Origin of the sequence: Limnospira platensis NIES-39, from assembly GCF_026000695.1 — a bacterium.
Lineage (GTDB): Bacteria > Cyanobacteriota > Cyanobacteriia > Cyanobacteriales > Microcoleaceae > Limnospira > Limnospira platensis.
Window position 1 is genome coordinate 940,144 of sequence record NZ_AP026945.1, and the last position, 23,565, is coordinate 963,708.

A 23,565-nucleotide genomic window follows, 5' to 3' on the forward strand; every position below is an offset into this window, starting at 1 on the left:
AAGCAACTATAATACTGCTCAAACACCCGATATATTTAGCGATTAGAGTCTCCGGGATTCCCTGGAACCTAAATCAGCGATCGCAACTAATCCCCCGACCCTTCTCAATCATCCGAGTGATTGGCCGCTGACAAAATCAGTCTAACAGTTACATTATCTACTGGCAATATAGCACAGTGATATAAGCAACTATAATACTGCTCAAACACCCGATATATTTAGCGATTAGATTCTCCGGGATTCCCTGGAACCTAAATCAGCGATCGCAACTAATCCCCCGACCCTTCTCAATCATCCGAGTGATTGGCCGCTGACAAAATCAGTCTAACAGTTACATTATCTATTGGCAATATAGCGATGACATCTGATTCAGGTTCTTTGACCGATAATCCTGACAGTTGTTCCGGTTTAACTATTATGTATCAGTCCATACCAGTTCTATTTTATCCTGTTACAATATCAAAATAGTTGAGTCGTTTATGTCAAGCTACAGTAAAGAATGGCTCGACTATGTTAAGTTAGTGTAAAGGTATTGATAAAAGATGATTTTTGATGTATAATTTACGCGGGGAGAATGGCATCAAATTAATCACTAAATATGGCAATTAATTCTCGCTGCCCCCTCCCCCATCGGTTTTATGGTATTTACTCAACTTCCGCCGCCGGTTCTAGGCTGGGTTGAAGTTCGATCGCCTGGCGTTGTCTTTGGCGAAATTCCGCCGCCGCATCTTGGATATTTTGATTTTGTTGATTTTGGATGAATTCCCCATTCATATCAAACCGACCTTGCTGGACACTGTGGAGAATATCGAACAATGTCCGCTGATTAAGGGTATTAGAGGAGTCGGTAGTGCTATTACGACTATCAAAATCTTGCAGGGGATTAATGGTGGCTTGGGCGATTAATTCAGGTGCAGCCATAACCGCAGACCCGAACCCGAAAGTAGCGATCGCCGAAATACTCAAACCTAGGGTAAGTTTCAAAGGTGTTAATTTCATAGTGGCTATCAGATTCAAACAACTACTGTAATCATACCTCTCCTGTACAGAAGAGGTATGGCAATTTAGAAATTCGTGGGAGTATCAAGCGAACCGACGGCGTAAGAGGGGTTGAATGATTAATAACGAGGCGATCGCAAACGCCAACAATACCACCAAAGCCACCCCAAAAGTTATATCACCAAAAGGAGCCACCATCACCACACTACCGAAAGACCAACTCTCATGGATATAAAGATAGCGAATTGGCTCGATCGCATAACTTAATGGATTCAGGGTAGCCACCACCTGTAACCACCGAGGCATAAATGACAGAGGCGCTAAGGCGGTGCTGGCAAATAATAGCGGTAAATTAGTCACAAAAATCACCGCAATTAGTTCAATGTGACCAGGGAGGGCAAAAGCCAGACCTAAACTTAAACCCGTTACCCCCAAAACCAATAATAACACCACCAGAGCAATCACTGCTAATCCCGCAATTCCTGGCAATCCTGCCCCGATAAATGCCGCCACAGCGACAATCGCTGCAGTTTGAATAAAGCTGAGGGTGACGATATAAATTGCCGAAGCCAAAACAATGGAAAATCGGGAAGCCAAAGGTGCTACCAGTAGGCGATTAAGGAACCCAAATTCTCGGTCAAACATCACCGGCAATCCGGCATTTAAAGCCCCCGCAAAGGCGGTAAATACCATAACTCCTGCCCCCAAAAATTGACCATAATTATCAGTTTCTCCAAATAATCCTTTGGGAGCATTTTGGAATAATGCACCGAAGAGAATTAGCCACATTAATGGCTGAATTACTCCGGCTATTAAAGTTGATGGTCGTCGCTTCAATTGAATAAATAAACGACGGGTTAAAGCCGCTGTTTCCTGAATAAAATCGGCGATATCATTGGATTTTTCCGGTCTAATTTCAGTATTGGATAACTGATTAATGCTGGTACTACTCATGGTTTACAAGTCTCCATTAACGGTTGATTTTAGACAAGTTAACGCATATTGCGCTTTTTCTCCGCTTTCGGGTCGCGAGTGGCGACGGCGGCCATTTCTGCATCCATTAGAGTTTGACCTGTAGCCGCTAAATAGACATCATCTAAACTAGGGCGAGATTGTGCTATCCCAAAGGTGGGTAAGCCAGCATCTTTAAGGGCTTGTTGAATGGTAAATAGGGCATCATTTTGGGATGCAACTACTAGGTTCAGAGAATTTCCCTGAGCCTGATTGATGATTACCTCTTGGACACAGGGGAGGGGCTCCAATAGGGCTTTGGCGGCTTCGGCTTCTGGTAATGGGGAAAACTCCCTAATTTTTAGGGTAATGCGATCGCCTCCTACTCTGTCTTTAAGTTCTGAGGGGGTTCCGGTAGCAATTACTACCCCTTTATCAATGATGGAGACGCGATCGGCTAAAACATCTATTTCCTCTAAATAATGGCTGGTAATCAACACTGTGATACCTTGTTCTCGCAATTGTCGCAGGAAATCCCACACTACTACCCGACTTTCAATATCTAACCCAACAGTGGGCTCGTCGAGTACCAAAACATCCGGTTGATGCAGGAGTCCAGAAGCCAGATCTAGGCGCTTACGAATACCCCCAGAATAAGTCCCGGTTTTTTGATCAATCCATTCCCCTAATCCTAGCAAATTGGACACGGTTTCAATGCGCTCTTTGATGCGAGGACGGGGGATATGGTACAAGGAGGCTTGTAGTTGCAACAGTTCCCGACCTGTGAGAACCTTATCAATGGCTACTTCCTGGGCTACATAGCCAAGGCGCTGTCTAGCTAATTTGGGCTGATCGAGAACTGAAATTCCCGAAACGGCTAACTTTCCAGCGTCGGGAGTGATTAATGTACACAGCGATCGCAGGGTCGTGGTCTTACCTGCGCCGTTAGGACCAAGCAAGCCAAAAATTTCCCCAGGCTGAATTTCTAAGGAAATATCTTTGACGGCTTCTACTGAGCCGTAACGTTTTTGGAGATTTTGGATAAGAACGGCAGGAGTCATGTCACAATTAAGCTAGGTGCTGCCCATATTTACATTGCTCAACATTTTAACAGTCGCCCGTGTTAGTTAGTAAACTAAAGGCCTTGTACCATGAGCCGGATTTTGATTGCTGAAGATGAACCCCGGATAGCTGCTTTTTTGGAAAAGGGACTGCGGGCTAGTGGTTTTACTACTGCGATCGCCAATAGTGGACAAGATGTTTTAGATCAGGCGGGCGGCCAGAATTTTGATTTGCTGATCCTAGACCTGGGACTCCCTGACCGCGATGGTTTCCAGATTTTAAAAGAATTGCGTGGTCAGGGGGAAACTTTACCCATTATCATCCTCACCGCTAGGGATGACCTCAGCGACAAGGTGGCGGGTCTGGAGGCGGGGGCTGATGATTATGTGACTAAACCCTTTCGCTTCGCTGAATTGCTGGCTAGAGTCCGCGCTAGACTCCGCAACCAAACAGGTAAACCGGCTGATGATAATAAGACTCTCTCCACCGCTAATGTCTGCTTGAATTTGTACACTCGTGAGGTACAAGTGGCCGATCGCACTGTCCAACTTTCCGCTAAGGAATTTCTGCTATTGGAAACTTTTCTGCGTCACCCGGAACAGGTACTTAGTCGAGAACAGTTACTTGATCAGGTTTGGGGTTATGATTATGACCCAGGCTCTAATATCGTTGATGTCTATGTGGGCTATCTACGGAAAAAATTAGGAAGCGATCGCATTGAAACGGTTAGAGGTATGGGCTATCGGTTATCTACTTCCCCCGCTTCCTCCCCTCACATTTGACAGTGGTTGATATGATCTGCCATTTTGGGGGGAACAATTGATCTGGAGCGATCATCTTGTTTATAACTGTTTTGGTCGATTCAGATTGTTGAGGGGTTAACTAAAATTAATCCAACTTCCAGTTTCGTTTGATAATCTTTAGGGTGTGTCCAAGCTCAAATTAGCCGTTAATTCCCTACGCATAAAATCCTTTGGTTCTGGGTTTTGTGTGGGTTTTCCTATGGTAAAGCGATCGCACTTTTGTAGATTAATAATTTTCTGACCAAGACTTCATGGATATCTTAAACAATACCCTTATAATGAGGGGTACAAACCGGAAACCCTCGGATTGCTGATCAGCCAAGTTCCTTGGCGACCAACCCCAGCTCAAGATCACATAAAACCGATCTAATGGTATATTACACCATGTCAACTTGTCGTTCTGGAACTATCTGTATATTGAGAGGAGGCCATCTGTTACCATTGCTCAGAAGTTGGACTACAACCCATCTGACTGCTTAGTGGTACATTGAGGACGTTATTATCCCCGATTATGCCGTTACAGCATTATAGGCTGTTGTGAGCCTCAGATGATAACTCTAAGTGATTTACTAGATCACAGATGGGTTAAATTTGAACTAAACCATTAATTGTTAATTATTCCAATTGAGGATTTTTCTAGCATGGACGAAGAACTTTTTACAACAGTATTCCTAGAAGATGATGAGCTTCAGGAAATCTCCGACGATTTCGAGGCAGAAACTCCGTTTTTGTTGCCCATAGAAACTGTAGATGATGCTGCTGAGGTAGAAATTACGACCACAGCCGCCCCCGTAAATCCCCTGAGTGATGTAGTAAATCTTCGGGACTTTATTATTGAACAACTTTTTGATGAGGAAGTTTATCTAGCTCAAAACCCAGACCTCGCACAATTTAAATTAGAACTAGAAGCAGCGGGTTTTGAGTTTAATCTACGGGAACACTTTAGGGAATTTGGTAAGTTTGAAGGTCGCGAATTTAGTGCTTTTTTCAGTGTGACTCGATACCTGGAGAAAAACACTGATATTTCCCTAGTCATCAATCGTGAAGAAGCCTTCAGTCACTTCTTGGATTTTGGTCTGAATGAAGCTCGAGAATTTAGCGACTTTTTTAGCGCCAGTTTTTATGCCGAAGCCAATCCAGACTTAGCTGCTATTACTCAGGAAACTTTAGTTAGTAAGTTCGCTCATTTCTTGGGTGTTGGACAGTTTGAAAATCGCCGGTGTAGCAGAGTATTTGATGCTAATAACTACCTACAACTTAACCCAGACGTTAGTCAGTTACTGCAAGAATCAGCTAACCTAGGTTTACAAATTAGTGCCTTTAGTCACTTCATCACCAGGGGTCGGTCTGAAAATCGGCAGTTTAGCAATATCTTTGATGTGAGCGAATACCTGCAACTCAACCCCGATTTAGTTCCCTTTGTTGAAAGTGGGGAAATTAACGCGATCGACCACTGGGTAAGATTCGGTATTTCTGAACGGCGCGAGTTTAGTCTTTCCTTCACTGTTTCCCAGGTTTTAAGAACTCTCAGTCTCAGCAGTTTAACCGAAATCAACATCTCGGAACTGTTTGCTCAAATAGAAAGCAATCTCGCTTTAATTATTGAGAGTGAAGATGATGTCGATGATGATGTCGATGATGATGTCGATGATGATATCGATGATGATGTCGATGATGATGTCGATGATGATATCGATGATGATGTCGATGATGATATCGATGATGATATCGATGATGATGTCGATGATGATATCGATGATGATATCGATGCTACAGCACCCGAGATTCCACAGATACCCCCATTACCGGTAATACCTCCCATAGCAGAGCAACCCGAACCCGAACCCGAACCCGAACCCGAACCCGAACCCGAACCCGAACCCGAACCCGAACCCGAACCCGAACCCGAACCCGAACCCGAACCCGAACCCGAACCCGAACCGGAACCTGAACCGGAACCTGAACCGGAACCGGAAGAACCCGAATTACCATTAGACGTTGTTCTGGATGTTGAGCACATTCTGACCACCTATGAATCTCAGTTACAAATAGCTTTTGAGGTTCAAGATGTTACCACGATTTCGACTCGGGAACTCTTAGATTGGCTAGATGAGAATGCTTTAGAAGCTGGTATTAACCCGTCTCCTTTTGTCGATATCCAGTTTTATGTAAGGACTTTCGGTCAGCAATTAACCCAATTTTACAGCGTAACCTCTGTTGAAGAGTTAAGTTACCTGCAAATTGTCAACTTCATAGAAGGGGAAGGCTTAGAACGCGGATTTTCTCCCAGTCCTAATATCAACTTTACTCACTTTAAAGCCACCTACAGCAGCCAAATAGAAGCCTTCTTTAGGACTTCCATTGAGAATATTACTAATGCTCAACTGTTCAGCTATATTGTGGAAGTTGGTCTGGAACAAGGTCAGAGTCCGTCAGTTCTGATTGATTTGAATTTCGTACTGTCAAATCAGCAGTCGGTGACAGCTATTGAATCTCATTTTGGGACAGAAATTGCTAACCTGACTAATGCTCAGATTGTGCGGTTTATCAGTTCCGACGCAGGTTTACAACGAGTCACTCCTTCTACCTTAGTAAGTCTCAACTACTTCCGAGCAGTTCACAGAACCCGCTTAGAAGAGTTTTTTGGTACTGAGATTACCGAAATCTCCAACTCTCAAGTATTTACCTTTGTGAATACCATTGGTTTGCAAGAAGGGTTAAATACCTCGGCTAAATTAGGTTTTAGCTATCTGCAATCTGTCTATGGTGAACGCATCACTGCGGCTCTGGGAGAGGGTGCTAGTCAGCAGCAAGTCCTGGCATTTATTCAACGGGAAGGCTTACCAGAAAATGTTAATCCTTCTGTGTTTGTGCATCTGGATTTTGTGCAACAAAGCCAATCACAAGAAGTTCAGCAATTTTTCAATGTTGAGAGCGCTACGGAACTGTCTAATCAACAGGTAATCAACAGCATTAAAGCTAATGTTCTGGTTGATGTTCAATATGTGGTGACTCAATATGCTGAACAATTGGCTGAGTTCTACGAAATTGAGGTCGAAGAGGTTAACTCTTTAAGTTCGGAACAGGTGATTTCTTTCAGCTTGGGTGCGGGAGCTAATTTGGGTATTAATCCTGCTCCTATTAACTTTGCTGAAACTCGCGAATTATTTGAGACAGAACTGAGAGACTTTTTCCGGGTTTCGGATGTTACAGTTCTCAGCGATAGTCAAGTTAACTCGTTCGTAATCAATCAAAGCCGACTTTCGGGACGGGTTAATCAGCTAGTTGATGTGGTTAATGTTAACTACTACCAGAGTATTTTCTCGGAGGCTCTCACGGCTACTTTTGGCGAAGATTTGACCGAGGAAAATGTAGTTGAATTTGTGTTCGGGGATGCAGCGCCTGCTATTAACACCCGGTTTGCTAAAATCAAATATAAAGCTGCACTGGAACAATATGCACAGTCTTTGGGTCGCACTCTGGAAACTCTGACTGATGATGAAGTTCGCCTGTATTTATTTACGGAAGGGTTTGATGTTGAAAATACCCTAACTCCGTTTAATCTGGAGGTTGTCACGACTGAATATGAGATTCAACTGACAGCTTTTTATGGAGTGACAAATGTAGCGGTTCTCAGTGAACAGCAAATTTATCGTTTTGTGGTTAATCAGGCTTTAGAGCAGGGTCTGAGCCTGGCTGAGGTGGTGGATGAGGAAGCACTGGAAGTCCTGCGGGAAGAGTACAGCAGCTTGCTCATAGAATTCTACGGCGTGGAAAACGTAGAAACTCTCAGCACTAATGTGGTCCTCGATTTCATTTATGGTGGCTTGTCTCGGATAGTTGATTATGACTACTTCCGGTTTACTTTTACTGGAGATGTCGAGGCGACTTTTGGGGTGGAAAGCATCAGCGAAGTTACTAAACTCCAAATTGTAGAGTATCTCTATGAACAGGAGGTTAGTGTCAGTTCCCTACACTGGTTTAATGTTGAAGCGTACTTGGAAGAACATGGTTCGGCGGCGGAAACGGCGATCGCACAATTTTTCCGGGTAAGTTCCATCAATGAACTTTCGGTAACTCAGATTCGTGATTTTGCGCTGAATATCGGTGTTCAACAATTCAGCATTGAAGGTGCGCTTAATATTGAGTATATTCGGGAAACCTTCAACGCGGCCATTGTTTCCAGCGATCTGGCGGTTAACGCATGGTTGGAAAGTTTCTCTTTCCTGAATGTTGATACTGCTTATGTTCAGAGTCAATTGGAAGGGTTACTGCTAGATGAAACCTTGACTCTGGAACAGGTAAATGAGATTTTGGGGACGGAAATTGACAGTTTGGATGGGTTGACCGATCGCCATCTGATTACGTTGGTGTTTAATTCCGATTTCCAAGAAATTATCGGTGATGTGGAAATTCAACTTTTCCAAGAAACTCTCAATATTGACTATGTGCGGACTGTCTTTGCATCGGCGATCGCTCATACTTTGGAAGTTGATATCACCGCTGTTACTGGTGAGGAAGTCCTCACGGTTCCTAATGAACAGCTTGATGAGTTTCTACTGGCTCAGTCGGAACAAATTGCCACAGAATTGGAAATTGATGCCGATGATGTGACTCTGGAAGTGGCTCAAGAGTGGTTTATCACTAACTCGGTGACTACTGTTGAGGGTTTATCTGTTGAGGTTGATATTGCTTACATTAAATATCAATTGCAACAGTCCCTCGATGATGAACAGATATCTCTTGAGGATATTAATTCCGTCCTTGATGAACCTGTGGAGGAATTTGATGAACTCACAGATGAACAAATTGTTACCCTCGGTCTCAATGTTGAGTTTCAATCTCAATTCTCCCTAGAGATTAGTCTGGTTCAAACAGAACTGAGTATCGGTTTTGTGGTTTCTCAATTCTCTGCTGAATTGGCTGACTTCTTCGGTTTGTCTGAGGCAGAATTCGCGGCGAAAGAATTTACTCAAGAAGAAATTATCGAATTCTTTAGCTCTACTCAAGCTCAGGCGATCGCTGAATTTCTTGGGGAAACTGTTGTCGGTGGCGAAGATAATGACGATCTCGGCGACGACCAGGATATCGTTGATGAGTCTAATGATGATTCCGACGACGACGACCAGGATATCGTTGATGAGTCTAATGATGATTCCGACGACGACGACCAGGATATCGTTGATGAGTCTAATGATGATTCCGACGACGACGACCAGGATGATGATTCCGACGACAGTCCAGAGTTTGCAGCCGAGGACGTTCTGGCTTACATCGAACAGTTGATGGTCAATGTCGAGACCGTTACCCAAATGGAAGAAATCGATATCGAGTTTGTCACCTATCAGGTTGGGGAACTGTTCCAGGCTTCTGTTTTCAGCCTCGAAGATGTCAATACGATCTTAGAGACTGAATATGAATCTGTGGATGAGTTAACCACTGAAGACATCACGACTTTGGCGTTTAGCGTTGAATTCCAAGAGGTTCTAGGTGAGGATTTCGAGATTGAACTGGTACAGTCTGAAGTTAACTACAGCTATCTGCGAGCCTCTCAAGCTGAAGCGATCGCTGCTTTATTTAGCACAGAAGAAAATCCGATTACCGTTGAGGATGTCCTACGCGGTGAAATCGAACCTTTGACAGATGCTGAGATTTTGGCAGCCTTTGAGGAGAATTTCTTAACTGCTGATGTCGGATTTATTCGCTATCAAGTTGAGCAACTTCTGGCGGAGACAACCATTACCATTGAACAGGTTAATGAGAGCCTCTCCCTTGAGGAGTCCGTAGAAGCCATTGTAGAGCTTAATGATGCTCAAATCATCAATTTGGTCTACAACCAAGAATTCCAGGCCTTGCTGATGGAAGCAGAGCAGACTATAGAGCTATCTGCTATCAACTACGAGGCATTCATTGAGGCGAATGCAGAAACCTTAATCGCACAGTTTGAGGTGGATGATGTCACAGAGCTGACCTTAGAACAAGTTCATGGGTTCATGTTCAGTGGACAAGTCAGCATTCAGGGATTTGTCAACTTTGACTATCTCCGTGAGACTTTCATCAGTGCGATCGCATCCCAGGAACTGCCAGATAGCACAGTTCTTGACTGGTTTAACACTGATTTCTCATTGATTAACATCAACTTCCTGAATGCTCAATTCAACGGGTTTACAGCAGAAGTACAAACACAGTTGTTGGATTCTCTGGGTATTGAACTTAGCGAAGCCGAATCCCTCAGCCATCAGCAGCTCATCCAAATTTTCTACAGCAGTGAGTTCCAAGCCATTACGGGAATTGAAACCCTGCAAACACTAGCCTTTGATTGGCAAGGGTATGCACAAGCTAATGCCGAAGCCTTGGCTGATTTCTATCAAGCCTTCCTCGTGCCAGCTATCCCAGAAGGTCAGGCTCCTAATTCTGTAGTGGTTGAATTGTCTAATTTCACCGGAGAACAAGCACAGGTAACGGTGACATTAGAAGAAGTGGAAGGAGGCATTCAAGTCACAGTTGACAGTGTGGAACCCATCGCCGATATTAACGGTGTCTTCTTCGATATCGAAGATAGTAGCCTTCTCGATAGTCTGTCTGTAACTGGGGATGATGTCACCAATTCTAGCTTTAGTGGTGATGTCAAACGGGTAAGAAATACCTCTATTTCACCGCTGAAATTTGATGCGGGCGTGCAAATCGGCACTCCTGGTATTGGTCAGGATGATATTCAATCCACAGTGTTTGTGATTACTGCAGATGGCGAAGAATTGAGCCTAGATCAGTTTGTTGGTCAGGAATTTGGAGTTCGTCTAACCAGTGTACAGTCAGGGGGAAGTCGCAGTGCTAGCAGTAAGTTGCGCGGAACTGCAGAAGCTGTTTTTACCGCTGATGGTGATGATGTTGGTGTGATTGATGTTAGTTCCCTTTCTGCTGAACAGGTGTTAAACTTTGCCTTCGGGCAAGGATGGCAATCGGGAATTGACCCGACCGAGTTTGTGGAAGTTGATTTTCAACGACAACAGTTCGCCGTTGAAATCGCGCGAGCCTATAACATTGATGTTAGCGAAGTTGCCTCCCTGGAAAGCTCTTTGGTGCTGGATTATATCTATGGTGGTCTTTCGAGCCAAATTGACTTCGAGTTCTACCGCACTAAATATGCCGCTTCCTTGGAGTCTACCTTTGGAATGAGTGCTGAGAATCTGACCCGCGTACAAATTCTTGAACACGCCTATACGGTAGGTTTGGAACAAGGGTTTAATTTTGTCGCCATTGACTATAATGCGATCGCCGCTCAATATCCCCAAGTCTTTGCTGACTTCTTTGGTATCCCGGTTGAGGAAATTTTCAACCTGGATCTGTCAATTATCCAAAGTTTTGACTTGGGAATTGCCTCGGAACTTGGCATCGATATCACCCAATTTGTTGATATTGAATTCTTCCGCCAACAAGCCAGCCAACAAATTCTTCAGAACTATCGCATTGAAAATGTATTCCGCATTGATTCTCAACAACTGTTTGAGTTTAGTTTGCAAGGCAATTTCAGCACCGCACCGACTATCGATCTCAATTGGGCAATGACTCAATATGCTGATATCTTGGCTGAAAATCTCGCTGATTTTGATCAAGATGGCGATGGTAACATTGATAATTCCGAACTGTTCGATGCTTTGACCGGCCAACTGCTGGAAGCAGGTAACGAAACTTCTGATATCTACAGCTTTGAGCAATATTTCGAGTCGGAAGATGTGCAAGAACAGGTGGCTGAGTTCTTTGGTGTCGAATCCTTTGAGGATGTTACCTTTACTCAGCGCTTAGAGTATATGTTCGGCGCTGGTCTGCAAGCGGGAATTGACCCCTACAGTGAGGAGTTCCTAGAAGCTAATCCGCAAATGGCAATGGAGATTTACCTGGAAGAAAACTCTACGGCTTTGATTGAGTTTGCTGGAGTTCGGTCTATTAATCAGGTGACATTCTTGGATGTTTATAACTTCCAAGCCATCAATGAGATTAATGCTTTCTCTGGCATCAGTAGCATCGATGACATTGATGATATCGATGACATTGTCGATGACATTATCGATGATGGGGATGCCTTCTCTGTGTAAAATATCAGTTAAGTTTACCTTAAGATATAGGGAAACTTACTCGGACAATTAACAGCTAAATTAGAGTGAGGTTGATGATTCAATCTCACTCTTTTTTTGAGGGTATATCAGCGGCAACTTAGAAAGTTGATTGTCTCCTAATTAGCAGGGGGTAACGGCCGTTTAACTGACGGGAGAGAGAAAGTAATCATGAATCACTATTCAAGGGGATTTGAGATGACCTCTAAGCATTCATTAAACCATGCTTGCACATTTTCATTGATTTCTGAGGAATTAAAGGAGTGGGAAAAGGTGCTTAAATTTAGGGCTTCATCCGATACATTAGTCTCCCAACCTTCATCATGGTTGTTGACAATGACCGGGTAAGTATAGGTGATTTGTTGGATTTGGGTTTGCTGGGAATTAAAAACTCCTTCAAAACATGAACCAATATCGGAGTTTTGAATATAAACTAAACCCCGGACATGATTATTTTGGTAAGTTTCAAAGACAATATATTCCGCCCCAACTTGTGTAGGGGATGAAACTGTCCCGCGAAACTGTATTTCTGAGACCATAGAAACGGTTGCCACCCCAAGGGCGATCGCCATTTTGGGGATGACGGTCCAGACTTCCATAATTTAGTCCTGGCTGACAACACCTGATGACTACAAGAGATAAACCGCCAATTCCCGAAATCTTTATCTGTTAATCTTGAATAACTACTAAACTCCCCGTATAGCAAGCTACCCACACCTGTCGAGTTTTGGGGTCGTAAGTAATTCCTATGGGGTTCAAGCCTACGGTGATGGTATCCAGAATTTCCATATCCTCAGCTTGAACTTTACTGACGGTGTGGGAGTAATAGTTGACTACATACAGGAATTGATCATCATCTGATAAGACCATACTACGAGGGGCTGCACCTGTAAAAATTTTCCTGATAATTTCCCCGGTTTCTGTATCAATTTTGGCGACATGATCATCACCATTCAGGGTAACATATAAATATTTTCCGGTGGAATCTAAAACCAGGTGGCGAGGATATAAACCTACGTTATACATCCAATTTACTGAGTAGTCCTGTAGGTCGATTTTGGCGATATCGGAAGTTCCCATCACGGCTATATAAGCAGTTTGAGAATTAGGAGAGATGGCAATACCACGGGGGAATCTGCCTACAAATATCCTTTGTATTTCTTGATTAGTGTCGGTATCAATAACGCTAACATCTCCTGAACACCAGTTAGTTACTAACACATATTTACCATTAGGAGAAACCGCGATAAATTTGGGAACTGAACCTACTTTAATCGCTTTTTCAATGGTGAAATTCTCGGTATTAATCCCATAGATAAAACTAGGGTCGAATTGTTCTGATGGTAAACAGGTATCATAACCGGGATTATTAAACTCAGGACCATACATCCGATAATTGGAGATATAAGCAAATTTTCCATCTTTAGAAACGGCGGCTTCTACCGGAGAACCTTTATATTTTTCGGCGGGAAAATCTCGATGACCAAACTTAGACAAATTTACCTGATCATCAATTTTTTTAACCTGTTGGAATTGACGATTATAAACAGCAATTGAATGTTCATACATCATATTTTGTACGAAAAACAGTCCGGGGTCGGCATAAACAACCGACTTGGGGGTTAAATTATCACTTTTGATAGTCTTAATGATTTCAAATTGACCGGGTTCTGGAGGTAAAAAAGCGATGGTTTCCTCATATTCAGAGTTATCTAATGAGTTATGATTGCTTAATTTCTGCTGTAGAAAATCTATGCGATCGCCTAATTTGAAAATCTCAGAACCCGAGTCAGCGACCGCAAATCGAATCGCAGTTAAAGTCAAAACCACCATAGAAATCGATGCTATAATTAGGGTGCCAGATTTTTGCATCAACATCAAATGGAATTTATTAAATTTGTTCATAATCTCCTTACACCACAAAACGATTAATAAAAACTTACCCAGAAAAACTAGACAGCTAGGTTAATCATGGGTAAGTTAACTGAATCCGAATCTTATATTAATCTTGGAATACCATAACACTGCCAGAATAGCAAGCTACCCAAACCTGTCGCTTGTGGGGGTCGTAAGTCACACCAATGGGTCGATGGTTAGTGCGGACAGTATGAATGACCCTCATATCTTCTGTGCGGACTTTACTCATGCTATTAGAGTGATAATTAACCACATACAAAAATTGACCATCATCAGAAATTGCCATACTGCGGGGAGCGCTTCCTGTGCTAATTCGGCGGATGACTTTACCCGTTTCTAGGTTAATTTTTGCCACAGTCCCCTCACCATTAAGGGTAGTGTATAGGAATTTACCTTGAGGATCTATATTCAAATGTCGAGGGGAACGTCCTACATTATTAAGCCAGGTGAGGGAAAAATCATTCAGGTTAATTTTGGCGATTTGTGTGGAACCCATGACGGCTACATAAGCAAATTCTGAGTTAGAATCAACGGCAATTCCTCGCGGATAACGACCTATTTTGAGCCGTTTAATTTCCTGGTCGATTTGGGTATCAACAATACTTAAATCCCAACCACACCAATTGCTAACTAATACGAAACGACCATCAGGAGTAACTGTATTAAATTTCGGCACGGGTCCGACTTGAATTACTTGTTCTATGTTGAGGGTTTCGGTATTGATTTTGTACATAAAACTATCATCATGTCTCCCGGCTGGAGAACATCTATCATTACCGGGACGAGAAAAGCCGGAACCATACATTTGATAATTGGCAACGTAGGCGTATTTTCCATCAGGAGAAAAGGAGGCTTCTACGGGGGAACCTCTATGATTTCCGGTGAATTTCGAGAAGCCAAAATCTGAGAATTTGATGCTGTCGGGAATAGTCTTGACTAAATCAAAGTTGCGGTCATAGACGGTTATTGTGTGGCGATACATCATATTTTGGGCAAAAAATAAGCCTTGACCTGAATGCACAATTGATTTGGGTGCAATGGGGCCTGTAATGGTTTTAACATGGCTCATTTTTCCAGATGGGTCGCGGGGGGGTGCTTCGACAAAACTGGGATTTTTTAAGAGGGCGATCGCTGTCTGAAAGCCTTTTGGTAAATTATAGTTGATGTTGATAGCTGGGGGTTTGGCGGCTGGGGGTTTGGCGGCTGGGGGTTTGGCGGCTGGGGGGGTGGCTGGTGGCGGCGGCTGAGTTGCTGTGGGTTGAGGAGGGGGAGTAGTAGGGACTTCTGGGGTTTTTGGGGAGGGTGGAATTAGGGCTAAAGCCTGGCGAGTTTCTTGTCCGACAATGCCATCGGGTCTTAATCCGCGATCGCTTTGAAATTGTCTAACTGCTTGTTGAGTTATCGGACCAAAATTGCCTAAATTAGGATTATTAAAATATCCCAATTCTCGGAGTCTAATCTGTAATTCGGCTACGTCCTGACCTCGGCTACCGCGCCTTAAAACTGGTGAGGTTGGATTTTGAGTAGGGGTGGCGCGGGCGACTATTTGAGTTTCTCGATTGGTGAGACTCTCAGCAGAGGCTACGGTCACTCCCGTTAATAATAAGGCGATCGCACAAGGGAGACCCAGCATCGACCTTCGGAGAAGGTTAACAGGTCGATAACCGCTAGAATATGATTTAGACTTGGTGATGCAACCGTGGTTATCCATAATCAATTAAGCATGGTTTTTCCCCGCTATCCTAGCGCATTTTGACCACTCAAAGATATGGCGCTACTGTGCCGATGAGTGGCCCTCTGAGAAACCCGGTTTCTGTGAAAATATCGGCATCCTCCCGGACATCTGGTTAAGAAACCCCATTTCTCAACCCCTCCGGAAACCCGGTAGTCAGACTAGGCTTAATAATAGCTTTAACTAGGCGATCGCCAGCCATTCTTCCCCCCGATAAATTCCGAGCCACCGGACCCAAAATCAAAGCCGCTAATCCCCCCATCACAAAGCATTGAGACCCAGGAAGCCGCAAATTACTATCTAGGACAGGTAAACCATTAATTATCTCCGTGGGATAAATTCGTAGCACATCAGCCAGTAAATTATCTTGGTGTGCATTAAATTGAGTTCCCGTACCCAACCAAATCCGATTAAACATTAGTGAAACTTCCCCATTAAGCCTCACTCGCCACTGTTCATCCTCCCAAAGCGCGCCGAGAATCTCAGTATTTTCTAAAATCCTCAATTTACCCTGACGCGCCGCCCGTCTTAACTGTAACATCAGCGCCGGAGTCACCGAACCCCCATCACGAGCCTGTTTAATCATTTCCCAACGACTATACCAACAGTCCTCGGCTTCAAAATCCTTGAGGTATTTTGGCCCTAACCAACCCGGTTCCGCATCAAATAACCTCTCGCGCAACTGTCGCCGCACTACTAATGTCACCATAGCGCCTCGTTTGAGCGCCCCCATAGCCAAATGAGCGCTGGTTAAACCCCCTCCCACTATTACAATATCTTCTCCAGACAGAGCCTTAATTAACCGCAAATCAAGCTGTTGAGAATGACAAAGGCTACTGGGAGGATAGGGGGTCCTGATTTCTTCTACCCACTGGGGAATATTGGGAACCGCCGCCCCCGTTGCTAATACTACCCGGCGCGCAATTAAGGAACTACCATCAGTTAAAACTATCTGAAATCTGGGCTTTTGGGACCATTGAATGGGTAGCACTTGGCTGACTTTTCCCGGATATACCCGGTCTGTTAACTCCCATTTTTTCACTACCTCACCACAGAAATCCTCAAATAGCTGGGTTCCTGGTAGGTCGTAGGGGGGGAACAATTCCATGGACCTATTCTCAGCAAATCGTCTGAGGCTATAGGGGTCGGGGTCGGGGTGATGAACTGCTGGCGATCGCAAATGGGGGATTTCCTGGGCCCTAAATTGATGTCGCCATTGTTCTAACCAAGTCCCGCTGGGGTCTAAGACGATAAATCGATTTCTGAATTTTTGGCGTTTCTGCAATATATGGGTAACTAACGTCAGGGCTTGGGGACCGGAGCCCACAATCGCTAGGTCAATGAAACTCGGTAAAGGGCGATCGAACATATTTTTGGGAATTTTCTCGAATCCTGTGTTATGTTACTATGATAATGATTATCATTATTGTTATCCCATGATTTTTGCGATCGCAGGTCCCCCCGGTGCTGGGAAAACCTACTGGATTCGAGAACAGATAGCCCAAAACCCCCAACCACAGTGCTATTTCACCCCAGAGATTAATGGGGTGTGCATTGATCAAACCTGTTTAGCCACAGAATTTCCGAATCTGCACATCCTATCTCGTGGTCAAGAAACCGAACTATTAACTTTAATTGAATCCGGGGTTAATGTTTATATTGAATTGCCTTGTTATTGGGAACTATCCAACTTTGAACCCTTGTTAAATAACCTCGATTGTCAACGGATTGCTGTCCTGTCTAAATCCCTGAAAAATTCCGAGTTTGAGCATTGGTCAGACCAAATAATTGACCGTAATTCAGATGTAGCCCCCAGCCAAGAATTGTGGCAGAGTATATCTGATGATGTGCAAATTCATCAAGGGTTACTATCCGGCGAAATTATCGATTGGGCGAGTTTGACCGTGTTTTGGTTTGAACTCATTCATGGAGCATACGGTCAGGTAATTAGGGCTAAAGGAATTTTTGATATTGTTAGCGGTGAGTCAATTTATGGAGATTTTGTCTTTGGTACAGCCAATCGGGAGTTTGTCGCCCTTGATTTACCTATCCACACTTCCGGGAGACCTGACCGATTTAGTGGCTTTGAAATTATCGGTCAAGGCTTAGATAAACAGGGGATATCACAAACTCTCAAAGATTGCTGTTTACCAGAATCTCATATTCACTATTATCAGCAACAAATGCAAGAGTCATTAGCTAGGGAACCGGAGGTTTTAGTATGAAAATTGCCGTCATGTCTTGTATTCATGGTAATTATGAAGCCTTGGATACAGTTTTGTTAGATATCGATAAACAAAAAGCTGAACAAATTTATTGTTTGGGAGATTTGGTCGGTTATGGTCCTTTTCCTCATGGGGTAGTTGAGCAAATTCGCTCCTTAGATATTCCCACCGTTCAAGGATGTTGGGATGAGGATATTGTGGAGGGATTAAATGCTTGTGAATGCAGTTATCCATCCCTATTAGCTGAACAAAGGGGGCGCTTGGCTCATGAGTGGACTAATAACAATGTCTACCCAGAAACCAGGGAATTTTTGGCTCAATTACCTTTGAGTTTGAAGAAGGATAATCTCTGTTTTGTTCATGGGTCTCCCCATAGCAACCATGAGTATTTGATGCCCAATATGGATGCTTTTACCGTGTTAGAAAGAGTTTTGTCTACTGATGCTGATGTGCTTTTTTGTGGACATACCCATGTTCCCTATATCCGACAGCTAGAAGCGGGTCAACTACAGGTTAAAATCCGCCATATAAGTGGGGGTGAGAATCAACAGGATTGCAGTTTTCAGACTCCCTTAAAACGGGTTATTAATGTGGGTTCTGTCGGGGAACCTCGCCACGGTCGCCCTAATGCTACCTATGTGATTTATGATACCGATACCCAAGAGGTTACTCTCCGAGAGGTTGAGTATGATTATCGCAAAACTTGTGCCGCTATTATTGAGAAGGGTTTACCGCCTATTTTTGCTTGGCGTTTATCTCAGGGGTTGGAATATGCCGAAAAAGCTGATGACCCCACCCATGTTTGTCAACGTTAAATAAGTTTCCAAAAACCTGGCAACTTGGGCAAATATATGTTATAATAAAATTATTATTTTGCCCAATTGTCCGGGTAGATTAAGCCTGCCAATTGTAGTTTACTTTCACTCCAAAACATGACTTTAGCTAAGGAAATTCCGACCAGTCTTAATGGCAATTTACCAAATTTTAGCACCGAAGCAGCACCTGTAGTTTCTGAGGAAGAAATGCGTCAAGCTGTGCGGACTTTGCTGCTAGGGCTGGGAGAAAATCCCGACCGGGAAGGTTTGAAAGATACCCCTAAACGGGTGGTTAAAGCCTTAAAGTTTTTGACCTCTGGTTATCATCAGTCTCTGGATGAACTGCTAAATGGTGCGGTATTTCATGAGAATACTGATGAGATGGTTTTGGTGCGAGATATCGATATCTTTAGTTCTTGTGAACACCATATTTTGCCTATCTTAGGTCGCGCTCATGTGGCTTATATTCCTGATGGTAAAGTTATCGGATTATCTAAGGTGGCTCGTATCTGTGAAATGTATGGTAGAAGGCTACAGGTTCAAGAAAGATTGACTGCTCAAATTGCGGATGCTTTACAGGGTTTACTCAAGCCGAAAGGGGTGGCTGTTGTTGTGGAAGCAAGCCATATGTGTATGGTCATGCGCGGTGTACAAAAGGTGGGTTCTTGGACTTCTACCAGTGCGGTGCGGGGGGTGTTTTCTGAGGATGCGAAAACTCGCCAGGAATTTATGTCTTTGATTCGCCATACCCCGAATTTTAGCTAGTTTTTGGGGATTTTATCCTCGCCATTTGGCGATCGCAATAGTTGGGTTGGGTTTGCGCCTAACTCAACACCTTATTTTACTTTTAAGTTATGGTTAACTAGAAATGTGGGCTATTTTAAGCGGTATTGAAGGAAATTTGGTGGCTTATCAAGCAGTTGTTAAGGATATCATTAAACGCCAAGTTGAGATTGAACAGTTTTATATTTTGGGGGATTTGGTGGGTCCTAATCCTAACAGTGAATTGCTGGTTGAGATGGTCAGAAATTCCGATGAGTTGGGAGAAATTCAACCCCAAGTTTGTCTGGGGTGGTGGGAGGAACAGTGTTTTAATTTGTATGGTTTGGGGACTAATGTACAGGGTGATGAATTGCTGAACAAATATGGGGGAGATACGGTTAAGTTATTGTGGAAATCGGTTTCTCGGAAAACGGTTGAATGGCTGCGAGAACAGAATTTTGGGTTTTTAGAATTGGACTGTTTGTTAATTCATGGAAGTAGTGTAGGGGTGAGTGATGAACTGACGGTTGATACCCCGGCTTGGAAAATGTTGGATCGCTTGCAAAGGGTTGGCGCAAATCAGTTGTTTTGTGGGCGGTCTGGTCAGGTTTTTGAGTATGAATTGACGACGGGTTCGGTGGCTTCTACGGTTCTAACTTTGGATGAACAACAACCTTCCCAAACTGTGGAATTGAAAAATAAAAAAGTTATCGGAGTGGGGGCGGTTGGTCGCGATTGGGGTACGGCTACCTATACTTTATATAATCCTTATTCTAATCAGGTTAAATTTTGCAAAGTTGACTATGATTAATCAGGGAATTACTATATAATTTAGTTGGGTATTTAATAGGAGTAATTGGAGATTATGACCGGAGCAACACAATCATCATCGGCTTTGATTCCAGATTTACCTAAGCGGGGAATGCCTGTGACAATTATTACGGGTTTTTTGGGGAGTGGTAAAACGACTTTACTTAATCAAATTCTGGAAAATAAGCATAATTTGAAAATTGCGGTTTTGGTTAATGAATTTGGGGATATTAATATTGATTCGCAGTTGCTTGTCTCCACTGATGATGATATGGTGGAGTTGAGCAATGGGTGCATTTGTTGCACGATTAACGAGGGGTTAGTTGATGCGGTTTATCGGGTTCTGGAAAGAAGCGATCGCATTGATTATATGGTGATTGAAACTACAGGGGTGGCTGACCCTCTGCCGATTATTTTAACGTTTTTAGGTACGGAATTAAGAGATTTAACTAACCTGGATTCTGTGATTGGTGTGGTGGACTCGGAAAGTTTTACGCCAGATCACTTTGACAGTGAAGCGGCTTTAAAACAAATCTCCTACAGTGATATGATTATCCTGAATAAAACTGACTTGGCGACTGCTGAGAAGCTGCAAGAATTGGAGGCTTATATTAGCACCGTTAAACGGGGTGCAAGAATTATTAGAAGTGAATATGGTAGGGTTCCATTACCGTTAATTTTGGATGTGGGTTTAACGCCTACTGAAGAGTATCAAGACCACGACCACGACCACGACCACGACCACGACCACGACCACGACCACGACCACGACCACCATCATCATCATCACCATTCCGATCATTTAGCAAATGATGGTTTTGTGTCTATTGCATTTGAAAGCGATCGCCCTTTTGATGTCAAGAAATTCGAGCAATTTTTAACTGAAAAAATGCCAACTGGAGTATTTCGGGCTAAAGGGATTCTCTGGTTTAGCGAGAGTGAAATACCCTATATTTTTCAACTCAGCGGTCCCCGGTATGATATTCAACTAGGGGAAACTTTGAGAAAATCTAAAAACCAGGTGGTTTTTATTGGTCGTCATCTCAATAGCGAGGAAATTAAGCAGCAGTTAAATAGTTGCTTAGTCTGACCTAATTAGGGGGTGGTTTAGTCAGGTTAACGGAATTAATCACTGAATTAATCACTGAGAGTATAACCCCCCCTAGCAGATAATTATTTTAAATAAATTAATAGGTTTAACCCGGGGATGGTGCGAGAAAGGGTCCATAATAGCAGAATCAAATAGAGGACTCCTAAACTCCACTGATACCAAACTAAAGTGGTGACTAAACCGGGGATAAATTCATCACGCATTCGCAGGTCATTAAAGCCAAATTTGAGCAAATTATTCAAACTGAAATCATAGTAATTTAACCAATTCCAACGCCGATCCCATAAAATCGGTAAATACCTTTCACGGAAGAGAGGATAACGCGGCATTATGGGAAGACGACCAATCATTAATCGTAACTGTCGCAGGCTACCATCTTCTGTCAAATAGGAGGTATTCAATAAATTATGATAGCGTCCGCGCCGATAAATAATGCCTAAAATTAGACCCGGAATAGGAAGGAGAAACACACCTAAACAGAGGAGGGTAAGTCCTGGTTGAGTAGAAGCGGAGAAAATTTCTAATAAACCGATCGCCGTAAATATAGCATAACTTCCCAACATCCAAGTAGTTTCTAAAGCGGTGGGAAGAATGGGAGATGGTCGCCAGCGTCTGACCCTATCTACCAGCCAAAACAATAAGCCAAAATAGGCGATCGCCACTATTCCCACCCCAAAAATCAGGGGGAAATTCGTCCCATATCCAGTTAACAATAGCAAAATTTCCAACTGTAACCATTGTTGGATAGTTAACAGTTTTTCGACCCCATATTTGAGATGAGTTATCCTCAAAAAACGCTGCCAACAACTACTATAGTTATCAGCTATAGTCGCTTCTTTACTATTAGCGATCGCTCGATTATATACCTTAATATAAGTCGCTAAATTAATATCTTCCAGCCTGAGAATTTCCACCAAATTCCGAAAAGGTTGTTCTTCCCTAACTCGGACAATAGTTTCCGCCTGTTTTGGTTCAAAACCAATAGCCACCAACCGGGAAGCGGAAGCGGTGTTAATATTCACCCCAAAAATCCGTCCCCACAAAGTATTTAATCGTAATTTAGCCCGCAAAAACTCGATATAATTAGCATCAACAATTTGTTCTTGTTCCCGAAAATTTCTAATCAACTTTCGCAGTAAATTCTCATTCCCCTGAAGAGTTGGAACAGTTATAAATTGACCAATTATTCCGGGATCTCCCATGATTTGAGCAGATTTAGAGTCAAACATAAAATGGTCAATATTCAACATTTTACCCTTATTAAAACCCACATCACTAAAATCCATTAATCCCTCAATACTGGCTTCTCGGAGATTCAAGTTTTCACTAAAGCGAGTATCTCTAAAATCCATAGAACCGGAAAATCGAGACTGATTAAAACTCACCGAGGCATTAAATATAGACTTAGTAAAACTCCCCCTATCCGACCACCAAGACTCACTAAAATCTGTGCTTTCATCCCAAACCGTTTTGTCAAAATCCGCCGCCCCATGAAATCGTACTTTGGAAAAGTTACCCCCCTGAAAATGACTGCCTTGGAAGTCAGTTAATCCTTCAAAATCGGCTTGCTTAAATTGTGCAGATGTGATAAAATAGCTACGTTGAAAATTCACAGATTCTCGAAAACTAGCACCGCCAAAATTCGCCAACAAACTAAACCGACAATCAGACCAATTAGCAGTTTTCTGAAAATTAGCAGAACGACTATCAACCCCTTTGAGAAAAAACGTATTGTGAAAATCAACTTTTCCCTGAAATTGTGTTTCTTCTAATTTCAATCGTCCCCGCCATACGGTTAATTTAGGCAAAGAAGTTGACGAAGATTGAGGAGATTTAAAAATCGATAAATTGACTGATTTGGATTTGATTTGCTCGACTTCTTCCTGGGAAAATACAGATTTAATAGTTTCTTCAATTAGGGGAACTTTCACCCCCAAGTTACCCCCATTAAAATCTCCTTGAATTTGAGAATAACTCAAATCTAATCCCAGAGGTTTAGTTGACTGATTAAGTGTAGTTTGTAATAGTCGATAAAACTGATTCCTAAACTCAGCATTTTCGGGGCGTATATCAATAATTAAATGCTGTAAATTAATGACGGCGACTCCCTCAATATTGCTAGGATTATTTAACCTTTCCTGAAGCAATTCTAAGGTCAATAAAGTGGGTTCTGGTTGACCATTTGCCGCCTGAAGAACAGATAGGGATGAACACAGCATAAAAACAGTCAACAGCAGAACACACAGGGCAATTTTAATTAGCCTCAT

15 protein-coding genes are annotated in these 23,565 nt (G+C 43.0%); 7 read left to right on the top strand and 8 right to left on the bottom strand.

The window, feature by feature from the left end; translation table 11 throughout:
* Positions 1-645 precede the first annotated feature (645 nt).
* From N39L_RS04945 to N39L_RS04955, 3 genes are all read right to left on the bottom strand, one after another.
* Positions 646-999, bottom strand: coding sequence for a hypothetical protein (locus N39L_RS04945; RefSeq protein ID WP_014274479.1), 354 nt, complete (start codon positions 997-999; stop codon positions 646-648).
* A gap of 84 nt (positions 1,000-1,083) precedes the next feature.
* A complete protein-coding gene (locus N39L_RS04950; protein WP_006617330.1) occupies positions 1,084-1,953 on the bottom strand; it encodes an ABC transporter permease in 870 nt (289 codons plus the stop codon).
* Between the two features lie 38 nt (positions 1,954-1,991).
* Positions 1,992-3,011, bottom strand: a complete 1,020-nt coding sequence (locus tag N39L_RS04955; RefSeq protein ID WP_006617331.1) for an ABC transporter ATP-binding protein — start codon at positions 3,009-3,011, stop codon at positions 1,992-1,994.
* Between the two features lie 90 nt (positions 3,012-3,101).
* On the opposite strand from N39L_RS04955, the gene N39L_RS04960 reads away from it, so the two are divergent.
* Complete coding sequence (locus N39L_RS04960) at positions 3,102-3,794, top strand: response regulator transcription factor (RefSeq protein WP_006617332.1); 693 nt, start codon at positions 3,102-3,104, stop codon at positions 3,792-3,794.
* Between the two features lie 662 nt (positions 3,795-4,456).
* A complete protein-coding gene (locus N39L_RS04965) occupies positions 4,457-11,908 on the top strand; it encodes a hypothetical protein (protein ID WP_014274480.1) in 7,452 nt (2,483 codons plus the stop codon).
* Between the two features lie 197 nt (positions 11,909-12,105).
* Here N39L_RS04965 and N39L_RS04970 read toward each other — a convergent pair whose 3' ends face one another.
* The 4 genes from N39L_RS04970 to N39L_RS04985 form a co-directional block, all read right to left on the bottom strand.
* Positions 12,106-12,525 carry a hypothetical protein gene (locus N39L_RS04970; protein WP_006617204.1) on the bottom strand — a complete coding sequence of 140 codons (420 nt, stop codon included), beginning with the start codon at positions 12,523-12,525 and terminating at the stop codon, positions 12,106-12,108.
* A 70-nt stretch (positions 12,526-12,595) separates the two neighbouring features.
* Positions 12,596-13,831, bottom strand: coding sequence for a YncE family protein (locus tag N39L_RS04975; RefSeq protein WP_014274481.1), 1,236 nt, complete (start codon positions 13,829-13,831; stop codon positions 12,596-12,598).
* A 97-nt stretch (positions 13,832-13,928) separates the two neighbouring features.
* Entirely contained in the window at positions 13,929-15,476 is a 1,548-nt protein-coding gene (locus tag N39L_RS04980; RefSeq protein WP_148261890.1) for a peptidoglycan-binding protein, read from the bottom strand.
* A 214-nt stretch (positions 15,477-15,690) separates the two neighbouring features.
* Complete coding sequence (locus N39L_RS04985) at positions 15,691-16,944, bottom strand: FAD/NAD(P)-binding protein (RefSeq protein ID WP_006617280.1); 1,254 nt, start codon at positions 16,942-16,944, stop codon at positions 15,691-15,693.
* On the opposite strand from N39L_RS04985, the gene N39L_RS04990 reads away from it, so the two are divergent.
* The 5 genes from N39L_RS04990 (at position 16,916) to N39L_RS05010 (ending at position 21,277) form a co-directional block, all read left to right on the top strand.
* A complete protein-coding gene (locus N39L_RS04990; RefSeq protein WP_006617281.1) occupies positions 16,916-17,800 on the top strand; it encodes a CobW C-terminal domain-containing protein in 885 nt (294 codons plus the stop codon). The two genes, N39L_RS04985 and N39L_RS04990, sit on opposite strands and share 29 nt — an antisense overlap.
* Positions 17,797-18,615 carry a metallophosphoesterase family protein gene (locus tag N39L_RS04995; protein ID WP_014274483.1) on the top strand — a complete coding sequence of 273 codons (819 nt, stop codon included), beginning with the start codon at positions 17,797-17,799 and terminating at the stop codon, positions 18,613-18,615. Before N39L_RS04990 ends, N39L_RS04995 begins: the two co-directional genes overlap by 4 nt.
* A gap of 117 nt (positions 18,616-18,732) precedes the next feature.
* Positions 18,733-19,380: a GTP cyclohydrolase I FolE gene (gene folE, locus N39L_RS05000; protein WP_006617283.1), complete on the top strand. Its 648-nt coding sequence runs from the start codon at positions 18,733-18,735 to the stop codon at positions 19,378-19,380.
* 103 nt (positions 19,381-19,483) lie between these two features.
* Entirely contained in the window at positions 19,484-20,188 is a 705-nt protein-coding gene (locus N39L_RS05005; RefSeq protein WP_006617284.1) for a hypothetical protein, read from the top strand.
* 54 nt (positions 20,189-20,242) lie between these two features.
* Positions 20,243-21,277 carry a CobW family GTP-binding protein gene (locus N39L_RS05010; RefSeq protein WP_035736279.1) on the top strand — a complete coding sequence of 345 codons (1,035 nt, stop codon included), beginning with the start codon at positions 20,243-20,245 and terminating at the stop codon, positions 21,275-21,277.
* Between the two features lie 83 nt (positions 21,278-21,360).
* Here N39L_RS05010 and N39L_RS05015 read toward each other — a convergent pair whose 3' ends face one another.
* The gene (locus tag N39L_RS05015) at positions 21,361-23,565 is read right to left on the bottom strand and encodes a pentapeptide repeat-containing protein (protein WP_006617286.1); all 2,205 of its coding nucleotides are present in this window, start codon (positions 23,563-23,565) and stop codon (positions 21,361-21,363) included.

Bases quoted from the DNA above. Each gene is read 5' to 3' on its own strand.
- N39L_RS04945 (WP_014274479.1), bottom strand. From the start codon at position 999: ATGAAATTAACACCTTTGAAACTTACCCTAGGTTTGAGTATTTCGGCG.
- N39L_RS04950 (WP_006617330.1), bottom strand. From the start codon at position 1,953: ATGAGTAGTACCAGCATTAATCAGTTATCCAATACTGAAATTAGACCG.
- N39L_RS04955 (WP_006617331.1), bottom strand. From the start codon at position 3,011: ATGACTCCTGCCGTTCTTATCCAAAATCTCCAAAAACGTTACGGCTCA.
- N39L_RS04960 (WP_006617332.1), top strand. From the start codon at position 3,102: ATGAGCCGGATTTTGATTGCTGAAGATGAACCCCGGATAGCTGCTTTT.
- N39L_RS04965 (WP_014274480.1), top strand. From the start codon at position 4,457: ATGGACGAAGAACTTTTTACAACAGTATTCCTAGAAGATGATGAGCTT.
- N39L_RS04970 (WP_006617204.1), bottom strand. From the start codon at position 12,525: ATGGAAGTCTGGACCGTCATCCCCAAAATGGCGATCGCCCTTGGGGTG.
- N39L_RS04975 (WP_014274481.1), bottom strand. From the start codon at position 13,831: ATGAACAAATTTAATAAATTCCATTTGATGTTGATGCAAAAATCTGGC.
- N39L_RS04980 (WP_148261890.1), bottom strand. From the start codon at position 15,476: ATGCTGGGTCTCCCTTGTGCGATCGCCTTATTATTAACGGGAGTGACC.
- N39L_RS04990 (WP_006617281.1), top strand. From the start codon at position 16,916: ATGAAACTCGGTAAAGGGCGATCGAACATATTTTTGGGAATTTTCTCG.
- N39L_RS04985 (WP_006617280.1), bottom strand. From the start codon at position 16,944: ATGTTCGATCGCCCTTTACCGAGTTTCATTGACCTAGCGATTGTGGGC.
- N39L_RS04995 (WP_014274483.1), top strand. From the start codon at position 17,797: ATGAAAATTGCCGTCATGTCTTGTATTCATGGTAATTATGAAGCCTTG.
- folE (WP_006617283.1), top strand. From the start codon at position 18,733: ATGACTTTAGCTAAGGAAATTCCGACCAGTCTTAATGGCAATTTACCA.
- N39L_RS05005 (WP_006617284.1), top strand. From the start codon at position 19,484: ATGTGGGCTATTTTAAGCGGTATTGAAGGAAATTTGGTGGCTTATCAA.
- N39L_RS05010 (WP_035736279.1), top strand. From the start codon at position 20,243: ATGACCGGAGCAACACAATCATCATCGGCTTTGATTCCAGATTTACCT.
- N39L_RS05015 (WP_006617286.1), bottom strand. From the start codon at position 23,565: ATGAGGCTAATTAAAATTGCCCTGTGTGTTCTGCTGTTGACTGTTTTT.